The sequence below is a fragment of the Comamonas sp. genome, assembly GCF_009360615.1.
Lineage (GTDB): Bacteria > Pseudomonadota > Gammaproteobacteria > Burkholderiales > Burkholderiaceae_C > Comamonas.
The window spans coordinates 1-25981 of record NZ_SPEY01000108.1; the positions used below are offsets into that span (position 1 = coordinate 1).

Here is a 25981-nt window from a genome sequence, read left to right on the forward strand (position 1 = left end):
AGCGTCGACGACATGATCAACGAGGGTGTACGCCGCGCCTACAACCTGCCTGAGAACGTCCTGCGCGCCTCGATCCTGGCCGACCCGGCCGGTGCCCGCAAGAACACCAAGGACAACACCCCAGCGGTGATCCACTACTCCATCGTTCCCGGTGACAAGGTGGAAGTGGATGTCGCGGCCAAGGGCGGCGGCTCCGAGAACAAGTCGAAGATGGCCATGCTCAACCCGTCCGACTCGATCGTCGACTGGGTCCTGAAGACCGTCCCGACCATGGGCGCCGGCTGGTGCCCGCCGGGCATGCTCGGCATTGGCATCGGCGGTACTGCCGAAAAAGCGGCAGTGATGGCCAAGGAAGTGCTGATGGAGCACATCGACATCCACGAGCTGCAGGCCCGTGGCCCTCAAAACAAGATCGAAGAGCTGCGTCTGGAGCTGTTCGAGAAGGTCAACCAGCTGGGCATCGGCGCCCAGGGCCTGGGCGGCCTGACCACCGTGCTCGACGTGAAGATCATGGATTACCCGACCCACGCAGCTTCGCTGCCGGTGTGCATGATCCCCAACTGCGCCGCCACCCGTCACGCCCACTTCGTGCTCGACGGCTCCGGCCCGGCATCGCTGGAAGCCCCGGATCTGGACGCCTACCCGGAAATCGTCTGGGAAGCCGGCCCGAGCGCACGTCGCGTCAACCTCGACACCCTGACCCCGGAAGACGTGCAGAGCTGGAAGCCGGGCGAGACCGTCCTGCTCAACGGCAAGATGCTCACCGGCCGCGACGCTGCGCACAAGCGCATGGTCGACATGCTCAACAAGGGCGAGCAACTGCCGGTGGACCTCAAGGGTCGCTTCATCTATTACGTCGGCCCGGTCGATCCGGTCGGTGACGAAGTGGTTGGTCCGGCTGGCCCGACTACCGCCACCCGTATGGACAAGTTCACCCGTCAGATCCTCGAGCAGACCGGCCTGCTCGGCATGATCGGCAAGTCCGAGCGCGGCCCGATCGCCATCGACGCAATCAAGGACAACAAGGCCGTGTACCTGATGGCCGTCGGCGGCGCCGCCTACCTGGTGGCTCAGGCGATCAAGAAGTCCAAGGTCCTGGCCTTCGAAGAGCTCGGTATGGAAGCCATCTACGAGTTCGAAGTCAAAGACATGCCGGTGACCGTCGCGGTCGACACCAAGGGTGAGTCCGTGCATATCACGGGACCTGCGATCTGGAACAAGAAGATCGCCGAAAGCCTGGCGGTGGAAGTGAAGTAAGCGTCAACGCTGCAAAGCAGAAGCCCGGCCAGGTGCCGGGCTTCTTCGTTTTCAGGCGCGACGCGCATCGCTCCTACGATCTTGCATCAACCCTCGCCCGAACCCTGTAACAGTTGCCGACCACGCGCCAGGTAGCTGTCCATCTCCGCCTGCGGCACCATGCTGCCACCCGTGGCCCAGACCAGATGGGTCGCCTGCGCCATGCGCTGCGGCGTAAAGCCCATGCGCTGGCGATAGCCCTGCTGCTCGCCAAGCACGCGCAGCACACCCGGCATGCCGGCCAGGGCCGAAGGTTCCAGGCGCTGGCCCTCGGTCTGCTCCAGCAACGCCAGGTAGCGGAACATCTGTTCATCGCTGACCGTGTAATAACCATCGATCAGGCGCTGCATGGCGCGGCCGACGAAACCGGATGGCCGCCCCACGGCAAGCCCGTCGGCAGCCGTGCGGTTGTCGATGCCAAAATCCTGCACCGCCAGCTCCTCATGTCGCCCGGTGTGGACGCCGAGCAGCATGCAGGGTGAATGCGTCGGCTCGGCGAACAGGCAGTGCACCGCATCGCCGAACGCCAGCTTCAGCCCGAAGGCCACGCCACCCGGCCCGCCACCGACGCCACAGGGCAGGTAGACGAACAGCGGATGCTCGGCATCGACCACAACGCTGGCTGCCGCCAGTTGCTGCTTGAGACGCTCGCCGGCCACCGCATAACCGAGGAACAGGTGCCTGGAATTCTCGTCATCGACGAAATGGCAGCGCGGATCAGCCTCGGCCTGACGCCGCCCCTGCTCCACCGCGACGCTGTAATCGCTGGCGTACTCGACCACGGTCACGCCATGAGCACGCAGCTTGTCCTTCTTCCATTGGCGCGCATCGGCGGACATATGCACCGTGGCCTGGAAACCCAGACGCGCACTGATGATACCGATGGACAGCCCCAAGTTGCCGGTAGAGCCGACGGCTACCTGATAGCCACCGAAGAAGGCGCGCATCGCATCGCTGTCGAGGCAGGCGTAATCGTCCTCTAGACTGAGCAGCCCGGCAGCCAGTGCCAGGTCCTCGGCATGCTTGAGCACCTCGTAGATGCCGCCACGGGCCTTGATCGAACCGGAGATGGGCAGGTGGCTGTCGCGCTTGAGCCACAGCGCGCCGATTCCCTCTTCCGTCTGCGCCTCTTCACCGAGCAGCGCCTGCATCTGCGGCAGGGGCAGGATGTCCGATTCGATGATCCCGCCACTGACGGCCGTCTGCGGGAACACCCGGGCCAGGTAGGGCGCGAAGCGCGCGAGGCGTGCGCTGGCATCGGCCACATCCGCGGCGCTCAAACCCACATCGCCCAGCGCCTCACTGACAGGTGCAACAGCTGGGTTGAACCAGCTGGTTTCTTGCAGGGCGATCAGCTCATCGAGCAGCGGATATTGCGCGCGCCACTGGGCGAGCGACTGGCCAAGGATCATCGGCAGTTTCCTCATTGCAGGCAGTTAACGGCGCCTATTAGATGATGCCCGTCGCCATCTGGCAAAGGCCGCAACCAGCAGCCAAGCGGAACGATACCCACCCAGACGAGGCCTAACGCGGAAATTGCCAAGGAGTTGCCATGACCTTTTCCATCGTTGCGCGCTGCCCACGTACTGGACAGTTCGGCGTCGCGGCGGCCACTGCGATGCCCGCCGTCGGCAAACTGCTCAGCCATGCCGCCGCCGGTGCAGGAGCGGTGGCGACCCAGGCGCAGGTCAACCCCTATCTGGGGCTGGATGGCCTGGCGCTACTGCGTCAAGGGTTATCGGCGAAAGAAGCGCTCGAGCGCCTCAAAGGCACCGATCCCTGCATGGAACTGCGTCAGTGCGCGTTGATCGACGCCCAGGGCGACAGCCTCTGCTGGACCGGCGAAAAGTGCATTCCCTGGGCCGGTTCGCTGGTCGGCGAACAGTTCTCCGTACAGGGCAATCGCCTGGTCGGCCCACAGGTGCTGGATGCAGTAGCCGAAGCCTTCCGCCATGCTGAAAAGCACCCGCTGATCGAACGCCTGATCGAAGCCCTGGCCGCTGGCGACCGCTGCGGCGGCGATCGTCACGGCGAGTCGTCCGCAGTGATCTATGTGGTCGATCAGGAGGAGTATCCGCTGTGGGACATCCGCGTCGACCATCACCTCGACCCGGTGGCCGAGCTGCGCCGCCTGCACAAGGTATTCGCTCGCGACGTGCTGCCCGAAATTCTCGCCATGCCGACACGTGACAATCCGGCGGGCCTGGCAGCGGAGGATTCGGTCTAGGCCTGCCGGCCAACAGGGGGCCCGAAACGCTCCAGTTGCATCTCACGCAGACGACTCAAGGTGCGGCGGAAGGCAAAACCGAGATAGCCCTGGGTATAGAGCTCCTCAAGGGCCACCGCGGCCTCGATATACAGTGGCACGCGACGGTCGTAGCACTCGTCGACCAGGGCAATGAAGCGGCGTACCGCATCGTCGTTGCGCGCCAGCGTCGGCAGTTGCCTATCCCCGGCATCGACCAGCTCGGCACCGTCCTCGGTGCCACGAGCGATACGCCCCTCGCGTTGCTCGCCACCCAGGCATGGCACTTCACCGAGCAGGATGGTCGAGAAGCGCTCGCACAGTTCCATGAAGTCGGGAGCCGCCAATGGCTGTTCACACAGATCCCGGAAGCGGCACCAGAGCGCTGCTGAACTATGACCGAGGGTTTCGATACGGCGATGGCTGAGTTCGACCGGCTCGCGACTAATGGTTTGCCCCTCACTCAGACGAGCGAAAAGCTCACCCAGCACCTGCGGCTGCTGCACCCAGTAGCGTTGCACCTCGGTACCGGGATGCAGACGATGATCCTGCTCGCCGTCCACGGTCACTACCTGCATGTGTGCCTCGAGCGCAGCGATGGCCGGCAGGAAACGCTCGCGGTTGTAGCCATCGGCATACAGCTGATCCGGCGGCTGGTTGGAGGTTGCCACCAGTACCACCCCCTGCGCCACCACCAGGCTGAGCAGGCGACCGAGCAGCATGGCGTCGCCGATGTCGCTGACGAACAGCTCGTCGAAGCACAGCACACGCACCTCGCGCCCCAGCTCCTCAGCCAGCATGCGCAGCGGGTCGGCGTTGCCGGTGAGCTGGAACTGGCGGCGATGCACCCACTGCATGAAGTGATGGAAATGCTGCCGCCGCGCCGGCACGCGTAGCGTGTTGTAGAAGCTGTCCATCAGCCAGGTCTTGCCACGACCGACCGGCCCCCAGAGGTACACGCCGAGCGGGCGCTCGCCGCGATGCACAGCCTCATGACAGTGCTGCAGCGCCTCGACCGCACGGAGCTGCGCTGCATCGGCGACAAAACCACCCGCTAGAGCACGGCGATAAGCGGCCAGCGGCGAGTCCGGCGCTCCCCGCTCGAAGCCGCTCAACGCAGCACCAGCCGGCCGTCGTCGAACTGCCGCGGCCAGTCGCGGCGGGTGAACACCTGGCCTTGCTCGCGTACGCGGCGCACTTCATCCAGGTCCAGTTCGCAGATCAGCCAGTGGCTACGCGTGGGGCACAACTCCTCGCTCTCGGCGACGATACCGCTGGCCGGCATGCCGTAGTCCGACGGCACGTACAGCGAGGCGCGACCGTAGCCTTCGTCGAGCGATGGCGACCAGGGCGCCAGGCCGACGGTGGGCGAATGCAGCACGGCGATCTGGTTCTCCAGCGCACGGGCCTGGGCGCCGATGCGTACACGGTGAAAACCGGCCACGGTGTCGGTGCAACTGGGCGCGAGGATCAGATCGACGCCCGCCTCAGCCAGGGTATGGGCCAGCAAGGGGAATTCGTTGTCGTAGCAGATCAGGATGCCCAACTTGCCCAGCGCGGTATCGAACACCTTCAGCCCGCTACCCGCCGCGATATGCCACTGCTCCAGCTCGAAGCGGGTCATGATCAGCTTGTCCTGAGTGCCCAGGCAGCCGTCCGGGCCGAACAGCCAGGCGCGGTTGCGGTAGATGCCGTCGTCATCCAGCACGGCCACCGAACCGGGTTGCAGGTAGAGATTCAAGCGCCGCGCCAGGCCCTCGCACAACTCCAGCCAGCGCGGCAGCAGCGGCTGGATACCGGCGATGGAGCCGTGTAGGTCTCCACGCTCGGCTTCCGATAACTGGCCGGTCAGCACCAGGCCGGCGTACTCCGGCAGCAGCAACAGTTCAGCGCCCTGCCCGGCAGCTTCCTCGCACAAGGTGGTGAGGTGCTCGGTGTAGGCATCCCAGGAGGTGAACAACTCGATGTGGTACTGGCAGGCAGCAACCTTGATCATGAGGCAAGCTCCTTCAACCAGAACGACATGGGCTTGGCCGATTCTTCGGCTTCGTCCAGGTCGCGCCAGTGGTACTGGGTGTGCAACTCGGGGTGATGACGGTAGCCGCGGCGTGCCCAGAAGGCATCCAGCGGCTGGTAATCGGCGGGCCAGCGCGGGTGATCGGCCGCGCGCTGCACGGCGCAGAAGGCGCACCAGTCGAAACGGCCCAGGCGCCGTGCGTGGGCCTCGCGCTCGGCGAAGAAGCGCACGCCCAGGCCACGGCCGCGCCAGGCCGGCAACACCACCGACTCGGCGCAGTAGAAGATCCGCGCCGGGTTCCAGCCCGCGGCAACGAACGGCTGCTGGAATTCCTCGGTTTCATCCTGCAGCGGCAGCGCGGTGGAAGCGCCGACCACACGGCCCTCGTCACGCACCAGCACGCACAGGCTATCGGCACTGCGCACATAGGTGGCCAGGTACTCGGCCTCGTAGTCGAGGTTGCCGTCGTAGAGGTAGGGAAACTCGCGGAACACCTGGATGCGCAGACGCGCGAGGTCGTCGATATGGGGTTCGATCTCCGCTCCCCGCAACAGTCGGATATCCATTGCAGTCGCTCGCCAGCAACAGGGTGACGCCAGCAGCTATACCAGCGGTAAACGGCGAACTTATCATGCGGGCCAAGCAACCACTAACCACGCTACGAAAGGAACTTAGCCATGACCGCCACCGAACTGGTTCAGGCCTACTACGCCGCCTTCAACGCCGGCGACATGCCCACCTTCCTCGACCTGCTGGCCGAGGACGTGGTGCACGACATCAACCAGGGCGAGCGCCAGGTCGGCAAGGCCACCTTCGCCACTTTCATGGACAAGATGAACCGCTGCTACCGCGAGCGCCTGGCCGATATCGTGGTGATGCAGAACGCCGCCGGCGACCGCGCCGCCGCCGAGTTCGTGGTGCACGGTGAATACCTGGCCGACGACGAAGGCCTGCCGCCGGCCAATGGCCAGACCTATGTGCTGCCGGCCGGCGCCTTCTTCGAGATCAAGAATGGCAAGGTCGCGCGCATCAGCAACTACTACAACCTCAATGACTGGATTGCGCAGGTCGGCTGAATATCCTCAGGCCCGGGGGCCGAGCCTGCCAGCCGCTCGGTGCCCTGATGCACAACCCCCTCCCAGCTCAGTGAACCCAGTACAGCCCACGTTGCTCGGCCAGCCGCGCTCGCTCCCGATCCAGCTCGGCTCGTAGCTCTTCTTCACTGGGTAACACCAGCTTGTATTTGCTGGCGAACAGTTGCTCGCTGCCCTGCAGCACCGAATAACGCACCACGGACGCATCCCTCTGCGCACAGAGGATGATGCCCACGGTCGGGCCGTCTTCCGGGCCGCGCCTGAGGTCATCGAACATGCGCACGTACATGTCCATCTGGCCGATGTCCTGATGGGTCAGCTCGCCGCGCTTGAGATCAAAAATGACGAAGCACTTGAGCAGGTAGTTGTAGAACACCAGGTCGATGTAGAAATCCTTGCTCTCGGTGCTGATGCGCTGCTGCCGGCCGACGAAGGCGAAACCCTTGCCCAGTTCCAGCAGAAAGCTCTGCAACTGGTCGATCAGCGCCTGCTCCAGCTCGCCCTCCAACATGGTGCCAGCATTGGGCAGGCCGAGGAACTCCAGCAGCACCGGATCGCGCACGAACTCACGCGGGCTCTTGCCCAGGGCCTGCAGCTTGCTCGCCGCCTCCTGCTCGACCGCCGCGCGATCCTGGCTGGCCAGCAGGCGTTCGTAATACAGCGTGCCGATCTGCCGCTCCAGCGCACGGGTGCTCCAGTTCTGCGTAGCGGCTTCATTCATGTACCACTGCCGTGCACTGTCGCTGTCTACCCTGAGCAGGGTGCGATAGTGCGTCCAGCTCAATTCGTGACGCAGTGCGTCACGAATCGGAAAAGCTTGGTAGAACAGACGCATGTAGCGCAGGTTAGAGGCATCGAACCCTTACCGAACTCAGCCGTCAGCTCACTGGCCAACGTCGGCAGCAGCTTCTTGCCGTAGGCTGCACGCGCCTGCCCACCCTGCTCGAATTCAACGATATGCCAGCCGATTTCCCAGCAGGTTTGCACCTGAATCGTATCCACGGCACGCACGGCCTGCTGCCGCGCCTGGCGGATCAGCTCGGCCAGTTCGGTGAGCAGAGGTTGCAGCTTGGGGTCAGCCTTGGCTTGCGTCATTTTTCCTCCCTGAATGCCTAAAAACATTCGACTGCCGATCCTGACAGCGATGGCCTGCTCAGCGCGAACCTTATCCGCTCACCAGCCCATGAACATCAATACACATGCATTCGCGATAGCGCAGCGCCCGAAACATTTTGCAAAGTCTTAATACAGCGTTAAGCCAGCCCCTCACACAATCGCCCCCAGGTTCATCACCGAGGTTCCGAGCATGGAACTACCCTGGGCGCAGCACGATCGTCCCGTTGCCCGCATCGGGCGCGGCGACAGCTACGAACTCCACCTGGCCTCCCCTGACAGCGCACGTCGCATTGCCCTGGAGCAGTTCATCCGCCAGCGCTTCGAGCTGCAGCACGGCGCGCGCATCCGCCATTTCATGCCCTGCCTGTTCGGCCTGGAAAACCAGACCGGTCAGTTGCTCGGCGCAGTGGGCGTGCGCAGTGGCAACAGTGGGCCGCTGTTTCTCGAGCGCTATCTGGACGAGCCGATCGAGAGCGCCATCGGTGCGCGCCTGGGCAACAGCGCGCCGGGCCGTGGCGAGTTGGTGGAAGTCGGCAATCTGGCCGCCGACAGCCCCGGCGCGGCGCGCCTATTGATCGTCGCGCTGACCGATCTGCTGGTGGCCCTGGGTTTTCGCTGGGTCACTTTCACCGGCACGCCGCCCCTGCTCAACAGCTTCCAGCGCCTGGGCCTGACCCCCATCGCCCTCGGCGAAGCCGATCCGGCGCGCATGGGCGATGAGCTGCCCGACTGGGGCAGTTACTACGACAACCGTCCGCTGGTCATGGCCGGCGACATTCATGGCGGCCACCAGCGCCTGCTGCAGCTGGGCGCCTACCCCCGTCTCGGCCACCAACCACTCTATGCCCTGGAGGACATGCCCGATGTGGTCTGCAGCTGAATCCTTCTTCACCCGCCTCGGCGAGTTCGGCCCGCACATCGCCCTGGCCGAAGGCGAACGAACCCTGACCTATGTCGAACTGCTCGGCGCGGTCGCCATGCGCGGTAGGCGCCTGCGTGCCGTCGGAGCCCAGCGCGTGGCACTGGCGCTGGACAATGGCATCGACTGGGTGCTGTGGGATCTGGCGGCGCTGCATGCCGGCCTGGTCTGCGTGCCGGTACCGGGGTTCTTCTCCGCCGAGCAGCAACGCCATGTGCTCGACAGTGCCGGCATCGACTGCCTGATCGGCGCTGGTGCCCCCGGCTTCGTCAGAGCGGAAAACGATATTTATCGCCGCACGGTCGCGCAGCCTGCCGAGCTGCATCCGGGCACCTGCAAGATCACCTACACCTCCGGCACCACCGGCCAGCCCAAGGGCGTGTGCCTGGATCTGAACACTCAACTGGCAGTGGCCGACAGCCTGGTCAAGGCCAGCGCCAGCCGCGAGGTGCAACGGCACCTGTGCATCCTGCCGCTGGCGACCCTGCTGGAGAACATCGCCGGCGTCTACGCGCCGCTGCTGGCCGGCGCGCGGGTGGAGTTGATGCCGATGGCGCAGATCGGCCTGACCGGCGCCAGCGGCTTCGACCTGGCGCGCTTTCTCCAGGCGCTGCACGCCGCCCAGCCGCACAGCCTGATACTGCTGCCGCAGTTGCTACTGGCGCTGGTCAGCGCGGCCGAGCGCAAGCTGCCGGTGCCGACCTCGCTGCGTTTCGTCGCCGTCGGTGGCGGCCGGGTTTCCGTGCAGTTGCTGGAGCGCGCCGACGCGTTGGATCTACCGATCTTCGAAGGTTACGGGCTGTCCGAGTGCGCCTCGGTGGTGTGCCTGAACACGCCCGAACAGCGCCGCATCGGCAGTACCGGCCAGCCGCTTGGCCACCTGCAGGTGACCCTGGCGGACGATGGCGAAGTGCTGGTAAAGGGCGCGCGCATGCTCGGCTACCTCGGTGAACCAGCGCCGCAAGGCGAATGGCTGGGCAGCGGCGACCTCGGTCATTTCGAGCAAGGCTTCCTGGTGCTGCACGGGCGCAAGAAACATCAGTTCATTACCGCCTTCGGGCGCAACGTCAACCCGGAATGGGTCGAGTCCGAGCTGGTGCAGCAGTTGCCCATCGCCCAGGCCTGGCTGCACGGCGAGGCGCTGCCGGCCAACGTCGCGGTGCTGGTGCCGCGCTTCGCCAATACCCCCGATGCGCAGTTGCAGGACGCCGTGGACGCCGTCAATCACGGCCTGCCGGACTACGCCCGCGTGCACCACTGGCTGCGTGCCAGCGAACCCTTCAGCACGAGCAACGACCTGGCCACGGCCAATGGTCGGCTGCGCCGCGCCGCTCTGTTCACCCATTACCAAGCCGCCATCGAAGCGTTTATGGCCGAAGGAGTACACGCATGAATTTCTACGAATCCCTGCTGGAGCAGACCCAAGCCGAGCGCGACTACCTGCTCGGCGCACCAATCATCCAGCAGGCCATGACCGGCCAGGTGGCGCTGCACAGCTACATCGCCTTCCTCACCGAGGCCTACCACCACGTCAAGCACACCGTGCCGCTGCTGATGGCCTGCGGCGCGCGCCTGCCGGAACGCCTGGAGTGGCTGCGCGAAGCCATCGCCGAGTACATCGAGGAAGAAACCGGCCACCAGGAGTGGGTGCTGGGTGACATCGCCGCCTGCGGCGCCGACAAGGAAGCGGTGCGCCATGGCACCCCGCACATGTCCACCGAACTGATGGTGGCCTACGTCTACGACCGCATCGCCCGGCACAACCCGGTGAGCTTCTTCGGTATGGTCAACGTGCTCGAAGGCACTAGCATCGCCCTGGCCACCCGGGCCGCCGGCATCATCCAGGACAAGCTGCAGTTGCCGAACAAAGCCTTCAGCTACCTCAACTCCCACGGCAGCCTGGACCTGGAGCACATCGAGTTCTTCAAGAAGCTGATGAACCAACTGGACGACGACGATGACAAGGCTGCCGTGGTGCATACCGCCAAGGTCGTCTACCGCCTGTACGGCGACATGTTCCGCAGCCTGCCGCTGGCTGGCGAGGAGTAAGGTCATGCAACCAACGGATTGCCGTGCCCTGCTCACCGGCGCCAGTGGCGGTATCGGCCTGGCCCTGGCCCAACGTCTGGCCAGCGAGGGTGCCCATCTGCTGCTGGTGGGCCGTCGTCTGGAGCCCCTGCAACCGCTGTTGCAACGCTTCCCGCAGAACGTGCAAACGGTCCAGGCCGATATCGCCAGCCGCGCCGGGCGTGATGCACTGGTCGCCGCCGCGCAGAACTTCGGCGGGCTGAACTGCCTGATCAACGCGGCCGGGGTCAACCGCTTCGGCCTGCTCGACCAGCAGGACGAGCAGCAGATCGCCGAGCTGATCGGCCTCAACGTCACCGCCACGCTGCAGCTGACCCAGCGCCTGCTGCCATTGTTGCGGGCGCAACGGCGTGCCCTGGTGATCAACGTCGGCTCCACTTTCGGCACCATCGGCTACCCAGGCTTCGCCGCCTACTGCGCCAGCAAGTTCGCCCTGCGCGGTTTCTCCGAGGCGCTGCGCCGCGAGCTGGCCGACACCAATGTGCGCGTCCTCTATTTCGCCCCACGCGCCACCCGTACGCCGATGAACGCCCCCAGCGTGGTGGCGATGAACGACGAGCTGGGCGTGGCCATGGACGATCCGGAAAAAGTCGCGGCCGAATTGCTGCAAGCCATCCGCCACGAGCAGGAAGAGCGCTACCTGGGCTGGCCGGAACGCCTGTTCGTGCGCCTCAACGGCCTGCTGCCACGCGTGGTCGACCAGGCCCTGCGCAAGCAGCTGCCGATCATCCAACGCTTCGCCCGTCATAAACACTGAGGACAACCCCGTGAACGCACTGCGTACCCTGATCATTGCCACGCTTGGTTTCGCCACCCTGCCCGCCTTCGCCCTCAGTGAAGGGGGCGAAGCGCAGTTGCACCAGTTGCAGACGCGCTGGGCCGAGATCAACTACCAGACGCCGGAGAAGCAGCGCGAAGAGGCCTTCGCCAAGCTCGTCAGCCAGGTCGATGCCGCGCTGACCAGCGAGCCCAAGGCACCGGAGCTGCTGATCTGGCGCGGCATCATCCTCAGCACCCAGGCTGGCGCCAAAGGCGGTCTTGGTGCACTGGGCCTGGTCAAGGAGGCCAAAACCAACCTGGAGCAGGCGCTGGCCATCGACCCACAGGCGCTGGCCGGCTCGGCCTATACCAGCCTCGGCAGTCTCTACTACCAGGTACCGGGCTGGCCGATCGGCTTCGGCGACGATGAACAGGCCGAGAAGATGCTCAAGCAAGCCCTGGCGATCAACCCGGACGGCATCGACCCGAACTACTTCTATGGCGACTTCCTGCAACGGCAGAAGCGCTACGAGGAGTCTCGCGCCGTGCTGGAAAAGGCCCTGGCAGCCAAGGATCGCCCTGGCCGTGAACTGGCCGACCAGGGACGCCGCGCAGAAGCCGCAGCGCTTTTGCAGCAGGTGACAGGTAAACTCCAGTAACCCTCTGCAGGAGTGACCATGCGCATTCTTCTCGTCGAAGACGATCAGGCCCTGGGCGAAGGCATTCGCACCGCGCTGAAACCCGAAGGCTACACCGTGGACTGGCTGCAGGACGGCGCCAGCGCGCTGCATGCGCTGAGCCACGAGAGTTTCGAGCTGGCCATTCTCGACCTCGGCCTGCCGCGCATGGACGGCCTGCAGGTCCTCAAGCACCTGCGCGCAGCGGCCAACCCGGTACCAGTGCTGGTGCTCACCGCACGTGACGCCACCGGCGACCGCATTGCGGGTCTCGATGCTGGCGCCGACGACTACCTGGTCAAGCCCTTCGATGTCGCCGAGCTCAAGGCACGCCTGCGTGCTCTGCTGCGGCGCAGCTTCCAGCGCCCGCAACCGGCGCTGGAATACCGCGGCATCAGTCTCGACCCCGCCAGCCAGGTGGTCGAATACCAGGGCCAGGTCATCAACCTGCCGCGCAAGGAATTTCTCCTGCTGCACGAGTTGCTGATCCAGCCCGGTCGTGTGCTGACCCGCGACAAACTGCAACAGGCGCTCTACGGCTGGGATGAGGAAGTGGAAAGCAACGCCCTGGAGGTGCACGTGCATCACTTGCGCAAGAAATTCTTTCCGGAGCTGATCCGCACGGTGCGCGGCGTCGGTTATCTGGTGGACAAATGAGGCTGCTGAAAACCTTCGGCTCCATCCGTACCCGCCTGCTCGCCCTGCTACTGCTGCTGGTCGCAGCCAGCTTCGGGCTGATCAGCTACAAGATCTACAACGACTCGGTGCATGAAGTGCGCGAGCTGTTCGACGCCCAGCTTTCTCAGACCGCGCGCCTGCTCATGGGTCTGGTGCGCCATGACCTGAGTGAAAGTGAGCGCAACGAGATGCAGGCCGTGCTCGACGAAGCGCTGCTGCTGCACAACGCGCGCAACCCGGACAACCTGCTCGGCCACGAATACGAAGGCAAGCTGGCCTTCCAGATGCTCGACGACGATGGCGAGCTGCTGTTCCAGTCCGCCAGCGCCCCGCCCGGCTTGCTCAACGACATGATCGAGCAGCTCGGCCTGGCTCTGCCCAACGATGACCAGCCCATGCGTGAACGCCTGGCCCAACTGGCCCGCTACCTGATCGGCTATCACACGCTGAACATCGGCGAGCACCGCTGGCGTGTGTTCGTGCTGCATGACAGCCGCGACTACCACTGGGTGCTGGCGGGCGAGCGCGATGACGTGCGCGGCGAGCTGATCGGCAAGATCGCCCGACGCAGCCTGCAACCGCTGCTGATCGGTCTGCCCATCGTCGGCCTGCTGCTGTGGCTCACCGTGGGTTGGGGTTTGTATCCGCTCAAGCGCATGGCCGATGCCATTCGTGGTCGCGCACCGGACAACCTGGCGCCGCTGGTCTTCCCGCCGTTACCCAACGAACTGGAGCCGATGGCCGCTGCGCTCAACCGCCTGCTGATGCAGGTCAACCAACTGCTGGAACAGGAAAAACGCTTCATCGCCGATGCCGCCCACGAGCTGCGTACGCCGCTGGCGGTGCTGCGCATTCATGCGCAGAACGCACTGGAAGCACCGGATGCCAGCGACCGTGAAGAAGCTCTGAGGCAATTGGGCAGCGGTGTCGACCGCGCGACCCGCGTAGTCGCACAACTGCTGACGCTGGCACGCCTCGATCCCAACGGCATCCGCCTGAACATGGACCACCTCGACCTGCTGGCCTTCCTGCGTGGCGAGCTGGCAGAGCTGACGCCGCTGGCGCTCAATCGCGGCCAGGAGCTGATTCTCGACGCTGAGGAACCAGGCGACTACCACCTGCCGGCGGATGCCCCCAGCCTGGGTATCCTGCTGCAGAACCTGGTGAGCAATGCCGTGCAGTACACCCCGGCGGGCGGCTGCATTCAGGTACAGCTGCAGGCCACCACTCAGTACCTGCTGCTGCAGGTACTCGACAGTGGCCCAGGTGTGCCAGCGGAGTTGCGCGAGCGCTTGTTCGAGCGCTTCTTCCGCGTTGGAGAAGGCCAGGGCGCCGGGCTGGGGTTGTCCATCGTGCGCCGCGTCGTTGAATTGCATCAGGGCAGTATCGCCCTTGATGAGTCGCCGCTCGGCGGCCTGCGTGTCAGCGTGCGCTTGCCCCGGCGTCCCGGCAGCCTTGCTTGAGTGATCGCGATGGCGAACCTCAGTTTTCAGGTATAGCCATACCCAATCATCAAGATAGAGACAATCCGTTTTATCAATCGAAGCGTTTATCCAATCATGCACACCTGCTCAACAGCCACCACAGGAGTAACTTCGCATGAGCCTGATCAAACGTTTCTTCCAGCAATCCCAACCGAGCCAGCAGCCGACCACCCCGACCGTGCAGGAGCACCCGAACTTCTGGATGTACCAGTGACTCAGCCGCTCGCCCCAACCACCCTCAGTGGCACCTGACGCCCGGCCTTCTGTGCCAGGTAGCGGGTGCAACTGACACGCAGGAACGAGGCGAAATTGACCACTTCGCCGCGAAAGTCCATGACCTCGTCATGCAACTTGGCGATCAGCTGGTTGGTGGTCATGCCATCGACTTCGGCGATTTCACGCAGGATGTCCCAGAACTGATTTTCCAGACGCAGCGTGGTAACCACCCCGCGGATGCGCAACGAGCGTGAGCGCGACTCGTAGAGAATCGGATCGGCCTTCACATAGAGTTCGCACATCGGTCGTGCTCCTGAAAGGTAGGGCGGGTGCAACCCGCCACGTATGGACTGGCGGGTTGCACCCGCCCTACGTCTTGCCCGCGCCATAGCCCGGTGCAATCAGTGCGTGAATGCTGGCGATGATGCGCCCGGATTGCATCCGGGCTCCGGCTGCTCACAAGCGGATTTCAGTCCCCAGCACCTTGAGAAACGCCGCCAGCCAGGCCGGATGCGCAGGCCAGGCCGGCGCGGTGACCAGCTTGCCCTGCACGTGTGCCTGGTCCACCGGGATTTCCACGTACTTGCCGCCGGCCAACGTCACTTCCGGCGCACAAGCAGGATAGGCGCTGCACTCACGTCCCTCCAGCACCCCGGCTGCCGCCAGCAGCTGGGCACCATGGCAGACGGCAGCGATGGGCTTGTCGGCCTTGGTGAAGGCCGTCACCAGGGCGATGACGTCGGCATTTAGGCGCAAGTATTCAGGAGCACGACCACCGGGAATGACCAGAGCGTCGTAGTCTTCGGCACGGACCTTGGCGAAATCGAAGTTGAGCGCAAAGTTGTGCCCCGGCTTTTCGCTGTAGGTCTGGTCGCCCTCGAAATCGTGAATGGCGGTGCGTACCGTCTGGCCGGTTACCTTGCCCGGGCAGACCGCATGCACGGTATGGCCGACCATCTGCAGCGCCTGGAACGGCACCATGGTTTCGTAGTCCTCGGCGTAGTCGCCGACCAGCATGAGAATCTTCTTGGCAGCCATGATCGTCTCCTGAAGGTAGGTGGAACGAATGCCATTATTCGCCCCTATTTCCTCCGACAGGTAACAGCCGGGTACTACTCAGCAAACATCAAGCGTCGATACACCGACTGTGTAGAAGCGGCGCCCCGCCGCGAATCTGGCCGGTGCAGCATCGAAAAGCTTCGCCCCGGGGTGGGCTCCTGCCAAACGCGGCATTGAGCGTTTCATATGATCACTGCCGGCCTTTCAGTGCCCGCATGTGGTCTAGAGCGCGTACTTCTGCAGGTTCGCCATCATCTCCTTGAGCGCCTCGACGTTGTCGGCCGGGTGCGCAGCGCCCTCGAAATCGCAGATGCGTTGCCACTGCGCCGCGACATCCTCGGGGCTGAAACCGGCCTTGGGATCGAAGCCCGCGCCCAGGCTGCGCTCCCAGCGCACCTTGCCCACCCAGCCACCGCCGACTTCGTACAGGCCGCCGGTGTCCTGACAGGCGGCGCTACCGAGGTACACCACCAGTGGGCTGACCAGTTCGGGTTTGAGTTGTTCGAACACCTGCGGCGGGATCAACCCTTCGGTCATGCGCGTGGCACCGGTCGGTGCGATGGCGTTGACCAGGATGTTGTTCTTGCGCCCTTCGATGGCCAGTGTACGCGTCAGCCCGTACAGGCCGAGCTTGGCCATGCCGTAGTTGCTCTGGCCGAAGTTGCCGTAGATGCCGGAGGTCGACGAGGTGAAGATGACACGGCCGAAGTTCTGCTCGCGCAAGTGAGGCCAGGCCGCGTGAGTGGTCTTGTAGGCGCCTTCGACATGGACCCTGTAGACCAGATCCCAGTCGGCATCTTCCATCTTGTGGAAGCTCTTGTCGCGCAGAATGCCGGCGTTGTTGACCAGCACATCGATACGGCCGAAATGATCCAGCGCCGTCTGCACGATCTTGTCGCCATCGGTGACTGAGTCATGGTTGGCCACTGCAGTACCACCGAAGGCGCGAATCTCTTCCACCACCTTGTCGGCCGCCGAAGCGTTGGCCCCTTCACCATGGGTGCTACCGCCGAGATCGTTGACCACCACCTTGGCACCATGGCGAGCGAACAGCAGTGCATGGGCGCGGCCCAGGCCACCGCCAGCACCGGTGACTATGACCACTTGATCTTCGAAACGGATGGCATCGCTCATCGACAGCTTCCTCGGGCAGGTTGTGAATGCACCGAGTGTCAGGCAGCCCCGCGCGCTTCACAAGGCGCGCGGGACTGCTGAATGACGGCCGATAATGCGACCTTATGCGGCTCAGTTACCGGTGCCGGAACCCGAGCCGGAACCACTGCCGCCGGTGCCGCTGCCATCACCGGAACCACCCCGGTCACCACCGGGATTGCCATCGGTGTTGGGGCCCTGCACCGGCGGGATGCCGTCGCCGTCATCAGCCGGATTCATCGGCGCATCCCCTGGAGCAGAGGGCATGGTAGGACCAGGGGAGCTGGTGCCATCAGACTCGGTTTCAGCAAAGGCAGGCAGCGCCATCGCGCCCAGAATCCCGCTCAGCAGCAGTGCAGATAATTTCTTGTTCATGTTGTTCATGAGTAACCTCGACTTTCCTGTGAGTGACACAGTTACTGAGTCGCTCACGGCGCCGGAGGTTCGACAAAAATTATCGCAACGCTGACCCGCTCATCCTCGCGTACGCTCAGGCAATACGAATCAGGCTGAGGTGGTTGTAAAGGTGCAACACGTGCGCCTCGGCGTATTCGCCGTGGTCCAGCGCGCCATAGGCGAAGTGCGGCTGCAGCACACCCTGGTGCTCGGCAAAACGCTCAAAAGCCACCTGCAGTCGCTGCAAGGCCAAGGCCTGATCGGCTGGTTCAGTCAGAGCGGCTGCGCCGGGAATTGCCTCATCCAGCGGATGACGCATGGCGCCGCGCGCGCTGAACACGGCGAACGCGGCCGGTCCGAGGCTATGGCGAAACCAGGCCGGTTTCAGCTCGGGATAACCGTCGATGGAGTAATCGATGCTCTGCGCGCAGTGATTGAACACTTCGCTCGGGCTCCAGCCGCGAATGTTCTGCAGCGTCTTGCCTTGCAAGTCCGCCAGCACCTGACGTGCGCCCTCCAGGCTGACAGCCGCCGGCCGCGGCCCGACAGGCAAGGCCCAGTAGCCGGCGCCGAGTGCGGCGGCTCCGCCGAGCGCAGCGCCTTTGAGCAGGGTACGTCTACGCATGCGGGCTCCTTGCATCGCGAAACTGCAGGTAATGCTCGAGCACCGCAGCCGGCGCCTCCAACTGCGGATAGTGGCCAATGCCGTCGAGCAGAACGGTGTCGGCGTCTGCGATCAACTCACGGTAGCGCGCCACCATATGCGCACCGGAGATGGGATCGAAAGCGCCATCGATCACCCGCATCGGCAGCATCGTAGCCTGCATCGCCGTGACCCAGCGCTGCCGCTGCTGACGCCGCTCGGGCATGTAGCGAATCAGACGATGCATCACCGCCGGGCCGTTGTTGTACGCCACCAGTTGCCACAGGGCATCCAGTTCGGCTTCGCTGGCCTGGGTGTGCGGGCCGAAGATGCGGGCGAAACTCTGTGCCAGCTTGCGCCGTGAGAACAACCGCCCGATCAGCGGGCCAAGCGGCCCGAGCAGCAACTTCTGCACCCGCACCGGATGATGGGTTTCGGGGAACAGACCGCCGTTGAGGAACACACAACTCGCCAACTGCAGTTGCCCGTCCTGATGCCGCGCGATCAGCTCCTGGGCAACGCTGTCACCATAGTCGTGAGCCAGCACATGCACCGCGCGCCGTTCGCCGATATGGGCCAGCAGTGCCTGCTGCAGATCTGCCTGTTCCAGCAGGCTGTAGGCATGCCCACGCGGCTTGGCCGAGTAACCGAAGCCAAGCATGTCGCAGGCGATTAGCCGGTAACGCCCGGCCAGCGGCGCCCACAGGCGATGCCAGTCCCAGCTGGCGCTGGGAAAGCCGTGAATCAGCAGCAGCGGCTGGGCTTGCGTGTCTCCAGCAGTCCAGTAACGGATCGTGTGACCATGAAAGTGCAACGCCTGGCTTTGCGCGCGCCACTCGTCCAGGGCGATGCCTGGCAGCTCGCTCACTGGTCGTAACCTGGCATCTGCTGGTCCAGCTTGCGCAGCAGCGCTGGCCAGGGCAGCGCCCCGCCCATGCCCTGCGGCGTTTTCATCACACCGGCGATCATCGCCCGCGCGCCGTCGAGAATCTGCTGCGGAATGTGGATCAGCTCGGCACCGCCGCTCTGCGCCATGACCTGAATCTCGCAGGCGCGCTGCAGGATGAACATGCCGAGGAAGGCGTCGGCGATGCCGCCGAAAGCAGTGAGCAACCCATGGTTGGGCAGGATCATGAAGTTCTTGTCGCCCAGGTCCGCCTGCAGCCGCGCTTTCTCGTCATGATTCAGCGCCACGCCTTCATAACCGTGGTAGGCCAGGCTGGCGAGGACGAACAGTGACTGCTGCGACAGGGGCAGCAAGCCTTGTTTCTGCGCCGACACGGCGATGCCGGCAGACGTGTGAATATGCAGCACGCAGCCGACGTCGTGGCGCACCTCGTGTACGGCACTGTGAATGGTGTAACCGGCTGGATTGATGTCGAACGGGCTGTCCATCAGTTTGTTGCCCGCCAGGTCGACCTTGACCAGGCTCGACGCCGTGATTTCGTGAAACATCAGGCCATAGGGGTTGATCAGGAAATCTTCCGTACCCGGTACCTTGGCAGAGATGTGGGTGAAGATCAGATCGTCCCAGCCATAGAGGGCGATCAGCCGGTAGCAGGCGGCGAGGTCGACGCGTGCACGCCATTCGGCCTCGGAAACCAGATTCTTCACAGCGGGGAGTTTCAGCGGAGCATTCACGGCGATCACCTCGATATTCTTGTTGGTCGGTGGTGTTCGCAGTCTAGCCAGGCGCGTTGCTGGCGGTAGTTGCCCTGGCAGCCATCTTGATGGCTTTGCGGGTCACGGCGCTGGCGCGCCGCGGTGCGATAGGCAGGTATTCGCCGCTTTTATCGCCGGTCAAACCAGCTCGGGGTAATCGCGCGCCAGCAGCGGCCACTGCGCCTGAGCCTCGGCGTCATCGGCCAGCAGGCGAAAACCCTCGAACTGGAACTCCGGCGCCACAGTGCAACCGACCAGCGTATAGGCGCCCGTCGAGCGCGCCGCCTGCCAGGCATGGGCCGCTACCGCGCGCTGCGGCATCTGCCCCTCACTGGCCGGCCCGAGCAACTCGCAACGCACCGCGTTGGGGATATCGGCTACCAACAACTGCAGAGGGTCGCCCTCGTGAAAGTGCCACAGCTCGTCGGCGTCGACCCGATGCCAGCGGCTGACCGCACCACCCGGCAGCAGGAACAGAATGGCGCTGGAAGCCGCCCGGCCCTGAGCATCGCGCTGCGCCGAAACGAACAGGCGACGGTAATAACCGCCCTCGGGATGCGCGGCAAGCCCGAGGCTGTCGATCAACTGGCGAGCGCGCGGGTGCACGTCAGGCCTTCAGCGCCGCCACGAAGGCTTGCAGCCAGGGTTCGGCATCGGTTTCAGGCGTGACGGTTTCGCTGGAGTCCAGGCGCAGCATTTCCACCACTTCGCGCAGGCCCAGCTCGGCATACAACTCACGCATCAGTTCACCGCCGCCGCAGAAGGTGTCATAGCTGGAGTCGCCCAGCGCCAGCACCGCAGCCGGTTTGCCGCTCCAGGCCGGCAAACTGTCTCTGATTTCGCTGTACAGCGGCAGCAGGTTGTCTGGCAGCTCACCCATGCCAGTGGTGGAGGTGACGGTAAGGAAGGCGTCCGGCGCGAAGGCCAGCAGCTCCTCGAGGCTCACGTTCGCTTTGTGCCAGGCGTCCAACCCGGCGGTCTTGAGCTGGCGCTCGGCGTGGCGAGCGACTTCCTCGGCCGTACCGTAGACCGAGCCCGAGAGAATGGCGACTTTCATGACAACTCCGGAAACAGGAAAAACGCCGCGCATTATGCCGCAAGTGGACAGCCCGACCCGATGTTTTAGAATGCAGCCCATATCCATCGCGGAACCGGACTCATGATCAATGCCAAACTGCTGCAACTGGTAGTCGACGCCTCCAACGATGGGATCGTGGTGGCCGAGCAGGAGGGCGAAGACAATATTCTGATCTACGCCAACGCGGCATTCGAGCGCCTGACCGGCTACCCCTGCGATGACATCCTCTATCAGGATTGCCGTTTCCTGCAGGGCACTGACCGTGCACAGCTCGGCCTGCAGGCCATTCGCGAAGCGGTCAAGGCGAACAAGCCCTGCCGACAGATCATTCGTAACTACCGCAAGGATGGCAGCGCGTTCTGGAACGAGCTATCGATCACTCCGGTGCTGAACGAAAGCGACCAGTTGACCTACTACATCGGTATCCAGAAGGATGTTACCGAACAGGTCGAAGCCAAGCAGCGAGTGCGTGAGCTGGAGGCAGAGGTCACTGAGCTGAAGGCCGAGCTGGCGCGTCTCAAAAACTGACGAACGGATAAAACTATCCTTCGCCAGCGCAGTCAGATGGGTTTGACCCCGTGCAGTATTATCCCATGCAAAGCGATCCGCTGCTGACTCAGGACGAACTGGATTTCATCCAGAAGATCCTCTTCAAACCTCCGCAAAAGCGGCGCCCTAACGCAGCGCCGCCATTGGCTCTGGGCAAACGACTCAGTGAGCTTCTGGCTCGCCTGGGCAACGAAGAACAGCTAAGCCTGGATACGCATACCGACAATCAGCATCTGAGCTTCCCCCTGCACCTGATCCAAGACGACCACAGTCAGTCACGCCTGGAGCTGGGCGCCCCGCTGATCTTCGAACAAGGGGTAAGCGAACGCCCATGGCGTCTTGTCCTGCCCACGGCATTAGCACTGCTGGACGACAGCGACCAGCCCAGTGGCCTGAAGGCGCTGGAGCTATCGAACAATGGAATCCTGGTGGAATACAGCAAAACAGGCACGCCGGCCAAGGATCAGTTGCTGCAACTGCTTTTGCCCCAGGAGCGCCGCGTTCAATTGCGCGCGCGGCTCGCAAGACGCGTCAGCCAGAAGCGTTACGCTTACAGCCTGCAGACGCTACATACGGAAGATGAGCAAACTCTGCGTCAGTACCTGTTCGAACAGCACAGCGAACAACAGTCGCAGACTGCAGCAATGAGCTGAAGCTCAGTGGCCTGGACCACCTCAGGTATCGAGATGGCCAGCCAGGAACTGCTGCATACGACGCTGCATCAGGCGTCCTTCGTTACCCAGGCAAGCAATGGGCGAACCGGCCAGACTTTCCTCCGCCAGATCGGCACTGTCACCGGCCAGCAGCAACGGACACTCCAGCCTCAGCGCCAGGCGCGCCAATTGCCGCGGGAACTCCTCGCCTGGCGGCTGGTTGCTGAAGACCACCAGGGCCTGGGGCTGCATGCGTTCACAGACCAGGGCCAGATCGGTCATGGGTACGCCTGGCCCCATCACCGCCACGTCGACGTCCTGATTGCCCAGCAGCAACGCGGCAACCAGCAACTCCAGTTCCCGGCAGTGGCCAGGTAGTGCCACCAGCAGCACGCGCTCACGCGAATCATCACGCCCCAATTGCAGACGCTGCCAGCAGCGCCCACGCAGGAAGCCGTCGAGCATCAGCCACTCGCCGCGCAGGCCGACTTCGTCCTGACGCAGCAGCAATTCCTGCCAGACCGGCATGAAAATATCCTGGAACACCACCGGCAGCGGGTAGCAGGAGAAAATCTGCCCATACAGACGCTCGAGACGCGGCTCATCGAAGTTCTGCAGCGCGCTACGCACCTGACCCTGCCATTGACTACAGTCGTCATTGCTGACTTCGTTGTAGGCCGGGGTGGCGACGCTGCGACTGCTGGCGCTCTTGGCCAGGATCGAGCCAACCTTGCTGACCGCAACGCCACGTTCGATCCAGGCGAGGATGCTGCGCACCGCATCGATATCGGCCTGCGAGTAGAGACGATGGCCGCTGTCGGTACGCGTCGGTTGAATCAGGCCGTAACGCCGCTCCCAGGCACGCAGGGTGACCGGATTGACGCCGGTAAGGCGAGAAACCTCGCGGATGGGGAACAGCTCTTCCTGCTTCAAAGCGCTGGACGCAAGCGATGTGACGGAGGCGAGTTCGGGCATGGCTTCGGGCATCGTGGCAACGAATGTAGAGGGATTGTAACCCAGCTTGGCCAGGCTTACATTGTGCAAGAATTATACAAGTCAGCCACATGCACAACCCCACCTGGCCATTGACCCTCTATTTCGACGGCGACTGCCCGCTCTGCGCGCGTGAAATCCGTCTACTCAGCCGGCACGCATCGCCCCAGCGGCTACTGCTGGTGGACATCTCTGCCGCGGACTTCGATCCACTGCCATTGGGGCTGTCCCTGACTGCGATGCAGAATCGCCTGCACGCTCGCTGGGCCGATGGCACCTGGTTGCTGGGTCTTGATGCCAGCCTGTGGAGCTGGGAAGCCGCGGGCCTGGGAACCTGGGTGGCGCCCTTGCGCTGGCGACCGCTGCGCCCACTGCTGGAATGGGGCTACCGACTGTTCTGCCGTCTGCGCCCTCATCTGGCGCGGCTACCGCACCCTGACGGTGCGGCGCGCTGCCGAAAGGGCGACATCTGCTCGACTCAACGCCCGCCATCAGCTGACGCTGGCTAATTTTCGCAAAACGGGAATAATCCTTGCTGCATTGTTCGTCGAGCACATCACCCCGTGCTCGACCACGCCCAACGCCATACCCCGGCCGACGGCAACACCCGAGGAGATACACAATGTCCCCCGTTACCCTGATGGTGGCGCGCCGCGTCGCCAATGGCCGTTATCACGATTTCATCGCCTGGCTGCGTGAAGGTGAACATCTGGCCACCGACTTCCCTGGTTACCTCGGCTCCGGCGTGCTGGCACCTCCTGCCGGCGATGATGAGTTTCAGATCGTTTTCCGTTTCAGCGACGAACAGACCATGGCTTCCTGGGAGCACTCGGCCTCACGCCAGGCCTGGCTGCAGCGGGGTGCGGGCCTGTTTGCCGAACCGCAGGAGAAGCGTGCAGTCGGCCTTGACGCCTGGTTCGGCAGTGCCCATCGACAGGCTCCGCGCTGGAAGCAGAGCGTGGCGATCTGGCTGGCATTCTTTCCGGTGTCCCTGGCCTTCAACCTGCTGTTCGGCCCCTGGCTCGCCGACCTTTCGCTGGTCACCCGCGTGCTGCTGTCGACGCTGGCCTTGACGCCACTGATGACCTACTGGTTCATCCCGCTTTCCACTCGCCTGCTGGAACCCTGGCTACAAGGTAACTATCCGCAGCGGCTGAGCAGGCGAGCCGCCAGCATCGGCAAGCCCTGAAAGCATCCATTTCTACCAATCGGCCAGCCTCGTGCTGGCCGATTTCGTTCTACAAGCAGCCAATATCTGTACAAAAACATAGATTCGTACAGGTAAAGTACAAAAGCCTTTCTCGAATCCCTCAGTAAAAATCCTTAAAACTCAGCAAAATAGGCAAATTCACTCAGTCTGATAGCAAAACCACATGTCGCACATGGTTGTACAACCTGCAGCTCTGGTATAGCTTTATCCACGGTCTGGTGAGTAGCGCCTGCCACTGGTCAGGTATCCCGAGGCGATACGAGCCAGGCCTTCATTTCTTTCTCACGAGTCGCACATGAGCGCTGCCAGCTTCCCCATCCTGATCACCGGCGCCGGCCAGAGGGTCGGCCTCTACTGCGCCGAACGTCTGCTTGACGAAGGCCAGCCGGTGATCATCAGCTACCGCCAGAACCGCGACGACATTTCGCGGCTGCGTGAACGCGGCGCCATCGCTCTGCAGGCGGATTTCAGTGATGAGAGCGGCATCATGGCGTTCATCGAGCAGGTCAAGTTGCAGTGCAACGGCCTGCGCGCGATCGTGCATAACGCCTCGCAGTGGCTGGCGGAAACGCCGGGCGAAGAAGCACAAGTCTTTCGCCAGCTGTTCAGCGTGCACATGCTTGCGCCCTACCTGATCAACCTGCATTGCAGCGAGCTGTTGCTGCAGTCGGAACACGCGGACATCGTGCACGTGAGTGACGACGTGGTGCGCAAGGGCAGCGCCAATCGCCCCGCCTACTGCGCCAGCAAGGCGGGTCTGGAAAGCCTGACGCTGTCGTTCGCCGCGCGTTTTGCCCCACGCATCAAGGTCAACACCATCGCGCCAGCACTGCTGATGTTCAACGATGGTGATGACGACGCCTACCGCATCAAGACCTTGGCCAAATCGGCGCTGGGCATAGAACCCGGCCCGCAGGCCTTCTACCAGACCTTGCGCTATCTGCTGGACAACTCCTACGTAACCGGAACGACCCTTACCCTCAACGGCGGCCGCCACCTCAAGTGAAGCGACTGCTCAGGACACTGCCATGAGCCAACCTCTTTCCCAGCAATACCGCGAGATCCTCGTAGGCCTCGGTGAAAACCCGGAGCGCGAGGGCCTGCTCGACACCCCCAAACGCGCGGCCAAGGCCATGCAGTATCTGTGTCATGGCTACCAGCAGTCACTGGAGGAGATCGTCAACGGTGCGCTGTTCGAATCCGACAATGACGAGATGGTGATCGTCAAGGACATCGAGCTGTACTCGCTGTGCGAACACCACCTGCTGCCCTTCATCGGCAAGGCGCATGTCGCCTACATCCCCACCGGCAAGGTGCTCGGGCTGTCCAAGGTGGCGCGCATCGTCGACATGTACGCGCGGCGCCTGCAAATCCAGGAAAACCTCACCAAGCAGATCGCCGATGCTATCGCCCGCGTGACCAACGCCGCCGGCGTCGCGGTGGTGATCGAGGCCAAGCACATGTGCATGATGATGCGTGGCGTGGAGAAGCAGAATTCGGTGATGAGCAGCTCGGTGATGCTTGGCGCCTTCCGCGAGTCCTGCAACACTCGCCACGAATTCCTGCAATTGATCGGACGGAACAACTAATGCCGCGACTGGAACCTGGAATGGCTCGCATCCGCGTCAAGGACCTGCGCCTGCGCACCTACATCGGCATCAAGGAGGAAGAGATCAACAACAAGCAGGACGTGTTGATCAACCTGACCATCCTCTACCCCGCCGTCGATGCGGTAGAGGTCAACGATATCGAGCATGCGCTGAACTACCGCACCATCACCAAGGCGATCATCGCCCATGTCGAAGGCAATCGCTTCGCCCTGCTCGAGCGCCTGACCCAGGAAATCCTAGACCTGGTGATGACCCATCAGGCCGTGCGTTACGCCGAAGTGGAAGTGGACAAACCGCATGCCCTGCGTTTCGCCGAGTCGGTATCCATCACCCTGGCCGGCCATCGCTGACAGCGGCTTGTCGCTCTCCGGCAAGGCTCTTATCATC

Annotated in this window: 32 protein-coding genes and 1 pseudogene; 17 read left to right on the forward strand and 16 right to left on the reverse strand. The window is 63.6% G+C overall.

Translation table 11 applies throughout. The features are described 5' to 3' along the window. The coding region (locus E2583_RS22640; RefSeq protein WP_291598916.1) for a fumarate hydratase at window positions 1–1257 on the forward strand (1257 nt) is incomplete at its 5' end. Between the two features lie 86 nt (window positions 1258–1343). Here the strand turns inward: E2583_RS22640 and dsdA are convergent. Then, a complete protein-coding gene (gene dsdA / locus E2583_RS22645; RefSeq protein ID WP_100546948.1) occupies window positions 1344–2708 on the reverse strand; it encodes a D-serine ammonia-lyase in 1365 nt (454 codons plus the stop codon). 140 nt (window positions 2709–2848) lie between these two features. Here dsdA and E2583_RS22650 point away from each other — a divergent pair, with 140 nt between their 5' ends. After that, on the forward strand, window positions 2849–3523 hold the full coding sequence (locus E2583_RS22650) for a DUF1028 domain-containing protein (protein ID WP_100546947.1): 675 nt from the start codon (window positions 2849–2851) through the stop codon (window positions 3521–3523). Here E2583_RS22650 and zapE read toward each other — a convergent pair. The 3 genes from zapE to E2583_RS22665 are packed head-to-tail and all read right to left on the reverse strand — an operon-like array spanning window position 3520 to window position 6124. Further along, window positions 3520–4656: a cell division protein ZapE gene (zapE, locus tag E2583_RS22655; protein ID WP_100546946.1), complete on the reverse strand. Its 1137-nt coding sequence runs from the start codon at window positions 4654–4656 to the stop codon at window positions 3520–3522. The two genes, E2583_RS22650 and zapE, sit on opposite strands and share 4 nt — an antisense overlap. Then, the gene (locus E2583_RS22660; RefSeq protein ID WP_100546945.1) at window positions 4653–5537 is read right to left on the reverse strand and encodes a carbon-nitrogen hydrolase family protein; all 885 of its coding nucleotides are present in this window, start codon (window positions 5535–5537) and stop codon (window positions 4653–4655) included. The genes zapE and E2583_RS22660 overlap by 4 nt, the downstream gene beginning before the upstream one ends. Next, the gene (locus tag E2583_RS22665; protein WP_100546944.1) at window positions 5534–6124 is read right to left on the reverse strand and encodes a GNAT family N-acetyltransferase; all 591 of its coding nucleotides are present in this window, start codon (window positions 6122–6124) and stop codon (window positions 5534–5536) included. The genes E2583_RS22660 and E2583_RS22665 overlap by 4 nt, the downstream gene beginning before the upstream one ends. Window positions 6125–6235: 111 nt before the next feature. Here E2583_RS22665 and E2583_RS22670 point away from each other — a divergent pair, with 111 nt between their 5' ends. Continuing rightward, the gene (locus E2583_RS22670; RefSeq protein WP_100546943.1) at window positions 6236–6634 is read left to right on the forward strand and encodes a nuclear transport factor 2 family protein; all 399 of its coding nucleotides are present in this window, start codon (window positions 6236–6238) and stop codon (window positions 6632–6634) included. 67 nt (window positions 6635–6701) lie between these two features. Here E2583_RS22670 and E2583_RS22675 read toward each other — a convergent pair whose 3' ends face one another. Together E2583_RS22675 and E2583_RS22680 are read right to left on the reverse strand one after the other, a co-directional pair. Then, on the reverse strand, window positions 6702–7373 hold the full coding sequence (locus E2583_RS22675; RefSeq protein ID WP_367158610.1) for a YhcG family protein: 672 nt from the start codon (window positions 7371–7373) through the stop codon (window positions 6702–6704). After that, window positions 7359–7774, reverse strand: a pseudogene (locus E2583_RS22680) (DUF1016 N-terminal domain-containing protein); the annotation flags it as partial. The gene E2583_RS22675 and the pseudogene E2583_RS22680, both read right to left, overlap by 15 nt. A 184-nt stretch (window positions 7775–7958) precedes the next feature. Between E2583_RS22680 and E2583_RS22685 the strand changes: the two are divergent. The 7 genes from E2583_RS22685 to E2583_RS22715 are packed head-to-tail and all read left to right on the forward strand — an operon-like array spanning window position 7959 to window position 14352. Next, entirely contained in the window at window positions 7959–8648 is a 690-nt protein-coding gene (locus E2583_RS22685) for a thermostable hemolysin (RefSeq protein WP_100546942.1), read from the forward strand. Further along, complete coding sequence (locus tag E2583_RS22690) at window positions 8632–10080, forward strand: AMP-binding protein (RefSeq protein WP_100546941.1); 1449 nt, start codon at window positions 8632–8634, stop codon at window positions 10078–10080. The genes E2583_RS22685 and E2583_RS22690 overlap by 17 nt, the downstream gene beginning before the upstream one ends. Continuing rightward, window positions 10077–10736 carry an iron-containing redox enzyme family protein gene (locus E2583_RS22695; RefSeq protein ID WP_100546940.1) on the forward strand — a complete coding sequence of 220 codons (660 nt, stop codon included), beginning with the start codon at window positions 10077–10079 and terminating at the stop codon, window positions 10734–10736. Before E2583_RS22690 ends, E2583_RS22695 begins: the two co-directional genes overlap by 4 nt. Before the next feature lie 4 nt (window positions 10737–10740). Then, on the forward strand, window positions 10741–11532 hold the full coding sequence (locus tag E2583_RS22700; protein ID WP_100546939.1) for an SDR family oxidoreductase: 792 nt from the start codon (window positions 10741–10743) through the stop codon (window positions 11530–11532). Window positions 11533–11542: 10 nt separating this feature from the next. Further along, on the forward strand, window positions 11543–12193 hold the full coding sequence (locus E2583_RS22705) for a tetratricopeptide repeat protein (protein ID WP_055986818.1): 651 nt from the start codon (window positions 11543–11545) through the stop codon (window positions 12191–12193). An 18-nt stretch (window positions 12194–12211) separates the two neighbouring features. Continuing rightward, entirely contained in the window at window positions 12212–12868 is a 657-nt protein-coding gene (locus tag E2583_RS22710; RefSeq protein ID WP_055986821.1) for a response regulator transcription factor, read from the forward strand. Beyond that, on the forward strand, window positions 12865–14352 hold the full coding sequence (locus tag E2583_RS22715) for an ATP-binding protein (RefSeq protein WP_100546938.1): 1488 nt from the start codon (window positions 12865–12867) through the stop codon (window positions 14350–14352). Before E2583_RS22710 ends, E2583_RS22715 begins: the two co-directional genes overlap by 4 nt. Before the next feature lie 236 nt (window positions 14353–14588). Here the strand turns inward: E2583_RS22715 and E2583_RS22720 are convergent, their stop codons facing one another. The 9 genes from E2583_RS22720 to E2583_RS22760 form a co-directional block, all read right to left on the reverse strand. Continuing rightward, a complete protein-coding gene (locus E2583_RS22720; protein ID WP_017675012.1) occupies window positions 14589–14891 on the reverse strand; it encodes a ribbon-helix-helix domain-containing protein in 303 nt (100 codons plus the stop codon). 154 nt (window positions 14892–15045) lie between these two features. Further along, window positions 15046–15627, reverse strand: coding sequence for a DJ-1/PfpI family protein (locus tag E2583_RS22725; RefSeq protein WP_100546937.1), 582 nt, complete (start codon window positions 15625–15627; stop codon window positions 15046–15048). Window positions 15628–15870: 243 nt separating this feature from the next. Beyond that, a complete protein-coding gene (locus E2583_RS22730) occupies window positions 15871–16782 on the reverse strand; it encodes an SDR family oxidoreductase (protein WP_021490249.1) in 912 nt (303 codons plus the stop codon). Between the two features lie 111 nt (window positions 16783–16893). Beyond that, window positions 16894–17184 carry a hypothetical protein gene (locus E2583_RS22735; protein WP_072425804.1) on the reverse strand — a complete coding sequence of 97 codons (291 nt, stop codon included), beginning with the start codon at window positions 17182–17184 and terminating at the stop codon, window positions 16894–16896. Window positions 17185–17290: 106 nt separating this feature from the next. After that, window positions 17291–17821: a DUF1569 domain-containing protein gene (locus tag E2583_RS22740; protein ID WP_100546936.1), complete on the reverse strand. Its 531-nt coding sequence runs from the start codon at window positions 17819–17821 to the stop codon at window positions 17291–17293. Then, window positions 17814–18707 carry an alpha/beta hydrolase gene (locus tag E2583_RS22745; protein ID WP_100546935.1) on the reverse strand — a complete coding sequence of 298 codons (894 nt, stop codon included), beginning with the start codon at window positions 18705–18707 and terminating at the stop codon, window positions 17814–17816. The genes E2583_RS22740 and E2583_RS22745 overlap by 8 nt, the downstream gene beginning before the upstream one ends. Continuing rightward, a complete protein-coding gene (locus E2583_RS22750; protein WP_100547026.1) occupies window positions 18704–19480 on the reverse strand; it encodes a class II aldolase/adducin family protein in 777 nt (258 codons plus the stop codon). Before E2583_RS22750 ends, E2583_RS22745 begins: the two co-directional genes overlap by 4 nt. 159 nt (window positions 19481–19639) lie before the next feature. Beyond that, window positions 19640–20107: a cupin domain-containing protein gene (locus E2583_RS22755; RefSeq protein ID WP_100546934.1), complete on the reverse strand. Its 468-nt coding sequence runs from the start codon at window positions 20105–20107 to the stop codon at window positions 19640–19642. Window position 20108: 1 nt separating this feature from the next. After that, entirely contained in the window at window positions 20109–20558 is a 450-nt protein-coding gene (locus E2583_RS22760) for a flavodoxin (RefSeq protein WP_100546933.1), read from the reverse strand. A gap of 102 nt (window positions 20559–20660) precedes the next feature. Between E2583_RS22760 and E2583_RS22765 the strand changes: the two genes are divergently transcribed. Both E2583_RS22765 and E2583_RS22770 read left to right on the forward strand, forming a co-directional pair. Next, window positions 20661–21107 carry a PAS domain-containing protein gene (locus E2583_RS22765; protein ID WP_100546932.1) on the forward strand — a complete coding sequence of 149 codons (447 nt, stop codon included), beginning with the start codon at window positions 20661–20663 and terminating at the stop codon, window positions 21105–21107. A 65-nt stretch (window positions 21108–21172) separates the two neighbouring features. Next, entirely contained in the window at window positions 21173–21781 is a 609-nt protein-coding gene (locus tag E2583_RS22770) for a hypothetical protein (protein ID WP_100546931.1), read from the forward strand. 21 nt (window positions 21782–21802) lie between these two features. Here E2583_RS22770 and E2583_RS22775 read toward each other — a convergent pair whose 3' ends face one another. After that, the gene (locus tag E2583_RS22775) at window positions 21803–22756 is read right to left on the reverse strand and encodes a MerR family transcriptional regulator (RefSeq protein WP_100546930.1); all 954 of its coding nucleotides are present in this window, start codon (window positions 22754–22756) and stop codon (window positions 21803–21805) included. 89 nt (window positions 22757–22845) lie between these two features. On the opposite strand from E2583_RS22775, the gene E2583_RS22780 reads away from it, so the two are divergent. The 5 genes from E2583_RS22780 to folX all read left to right on the forward strand — a co-directional run bounded on the left by E2583_RS22780 (window position 22846) and on the right by folX (window position 25944). Next, window positions 22846–23283, forward strand: coding sequence for a thiol-disulfide oxidoreductase DCC family protein (locus E2583_RS22780; RefSeq protein ID WP_100546929.1), 438 nt, complete (start codon window positions 22846–22848; stop codon window positions 23281–23283). 113 nt (window positions 23284–23396) lie between these two features. Then, window positions 23397–23963: an antibiotic biosynthesis monooxygenase gene (locus E2583_RS22785; RefSeq protein ID WP_291598956.1), complete on the forward strand. Its 567-nt coding sequence runs from the start codon at window positions 23397–23399 to the stop codon at window positions 23961–23963. A 316-nt stretch (window positions 23964–24279) separates the two neighbouring features. Further along, window positions 24280–24990, forward strand: a complete 711-nt coding sequence (folM, locus tag E2583_RS22790) for a dihydromonapterin reductase (protein ID WP_100546927.1) — start codon at window positions 24280–24282, stop codon at window positions 24988–24990. Between the two features lie 22 nt (window positions 24991–25012). Next, window positions 25013–25573 carry a GTP cyclohydrolase I FolE gene (folE, locus tag E2583_RS22795; RefSeq protein ID WP_100546926.1) on the forward strand — a complete coding sequence of 187 codons (561 nt, stop codon included), beginning with the start codon at window positions 25013–25015 and terminating at the stop codon, window positions 25571–25573. Continuing rightward, window positions 25573–25944 carry a dihydroneopterin triphosphate 2'-epimerase gene (gene folX / locus E2583_RS22800; RefSeq protein WP_003462464.1) on the forward strand — a complete coding sequence of 124 codons (372 nt, stop codon included), beginning with the start codon at window positions 25573–25575 and terminating at the stop codon, window positions 25942–25944. Before folE ends, folX begins: the two co-directional genes overlap by 1 nt. The last annotated feature ends 37 nt before the right edge of the window (window positions 25945–25981 follow it).

What these genes read in the sequence shown, in the direction of transcription:
- dsdA (WP_100546948.1), bottom strand. Translation starts at nt 2,708, where the DNA reads ATGATCCTTGGCCAGTCGCTCGCCCAGTGGCGCGCGCAATATCCGCTG.
- E2583_RS22650 (WP_100546947.1), top strand. Translation starts at nt 2,849, where the DNA reads ATGACCTTTTCCATCGTTGCGCGCTGCCCACGTACTGGACAGTTCGGC.
- E2583_RS22660 (WP_100546945.1), bottom strand. Translation starts at nt 5,537, where the DNA reads ATGATCAAGGTTGCTGCCTGCCAGTACCACATCGAGTTGTTCACCTCC.
- E2583_RS22665 (WP_100546944.1), bottom strand. Translation starts at nt 6,124, where the DNA reads ATGGATATCCGACTGTTGCGGGGAGCGGAGATCGAACCCCATATCGAC.
- E2583_RS22670 (WP_100546943.1), top strand. Translation starts at nt 6,236, where the DNA reads ATGACCGCCACCGAACTGGTTCAGGCCTACTACGCCGCCTTCAACGCC.
- E2583_RS22675 (WP_367158610.1), bottom strand. Translation starts at nt 7,373, where the DNA reads ATGAATGAAGCCGCTACGCAGAACTGGAGCACCCGTGCGCTGGAGCGG.
- E2583_RS22685 (WP_100546942.1), top strand. Translation starts at nt 7,959, where the DNA reads ATGGAACTACCCTGGGCGCAGCACGATCGTCCCGTTGCCCGCATCGGG.
- E2583_RS22690 (WP_100546941.1), top strand. Translation starts at nt 8,632, where the DNA reads ATGTGGTCTGCAGCTGAATCCTTCTTCACCCGCCTCGGCGAGTTCGGC.
- E2583_RS22695 (WP_100546940.1), top strand. Translation starts at nt 10,077, where the DNA reads ATGAATTTCTACGAATCCCTGCTGGAGCAGACCCAAGCCGAGCGCGAC.
- E2583_RS22700 (WP_100546939.1), top strand. Translation starts at nt 10,741, where the DNA reads ATGCAACCAACGGATTGCCGTGCCCTGCTCACCGGCGCCAGTGGCGGT.
- E2583_RS22710 (WP_055986821.1), top strand. Translation starts at nt 12,212, where the DNA reads ATGCGCATTCTTCTCGTCGAAGACGATCAGGCCCTGGGCGAAGGCATT.
- E2583_RS22715 (WP_100546938.1), top strand. Translation starts at nt 12,865, where the DNA reads ATGAGGCTGCTGAAAACCTTCGGCTCCATCCGTACCCGCCTGCTCGCC.
- E2583_RS22720 (WP_017675012.1), bottom strand. Translation starts at nt 14,891, where the DNA reads ATGTGCGAACTCTATGTGAAGGCCGATCCGATTCTCTACGAGTCGCGC.
- E2583_RS22725 (WP_100546937.1), bottom strand. Translation starts at nt 15,627, where the DNA reads ATGGCTGCCAAGAAGATTCTCATGCTGGTCGGCGACTACGCCGAGGAC.
- E2583_RS22730 (WP_021490249.1), bottom strand. Translation starts at nt 16,782, where the DNA reads ATGAGCGATGCCATCCGTTTCGAAGATCAAGTGGTCATAGTCACCGGT.
- E2583_RS22735 (WP_072425804.1), bottom strand. Translation starts at nt 17,184, where the DNA reads ATGAACAACATGAACAAGAAATTATCTGCACTGCTGCTGAGCGGGATT.
- E2583_RS22740 (WP_100546936.1), bottom strand. Translation starts at nt 17,821, where the DNA reads ATGCGTAGACGTACCCTGCTCAAAGGCGCTGCGCTCGGCGGAGCCGCC.
- E2583_RS22760 (WP_100546933.1), bottom strand. Translation starts at nt 20,558, where the DNA reads ATGAAAGTCGCCATTCTCTCGGGCTCGGTCTACGGTACGGCCGAGGAA.
- E2583_RS22765 (WP_100546932.1), top strand. Translation starts at nt 20,661, where the DNA reads ATGATCAATGCCAAACTGCTGCAACTGGTAGTCGACGCCTCCAACGAT.
- E2583_RS22770 (WP_100546931.1), top strand. Translation starts at nt 21,173, where the DNA reads ATGCAAAGCGATCCGCTGCTGACTCAGGACGAACTGGATTTCATCCAG.
- E2583_RS22775 (WP_100546930.1), bottom strand. Translation starts at nt 22,756, where the DNA reads ATGCCCGAACTCGCCTCCGTCACATCGCTTGCGTCCAGCGCTTTGAAG.
- E2583_RS22780 (WP_100546929.1), top strand. Translation starts at nt 22,846, where the DNA reads ATGCACAACCCCACCTGGCCATTGACCCTCTATTTCGACGGCGACTGC.
- E2583_RS22785 (WP_291598956.1), top strand. Translation starts at nt 23,397, where the DNA reads ATGTCCCCCGTTACCCTGATGGTGGCGCGCCGCGTCGCCAATGGCCGT.
- folM (WP_100546927.1), top strand. Translation starts at nt 24,280, where the DNA reads ATGAGCGCTGCCAGCTTCCCCATCCTGATCACCGGCGCCGGCCAGAGG.
- folE (WP_100546926.1), top strand. Translation starts at nt 25,013, where the DNA reads ATGAGCCAACCTCTTTCCCAGCAATACCGCGAGATCCTCGTAGGCCTC.
- folX (WP_003462464.1), top strand. Translation starts at nt 25,573, where the DNA reads ATGCCGCGACTGGAACCTGGAATGGCTCGCATCCGCGTCAAGGACCTG.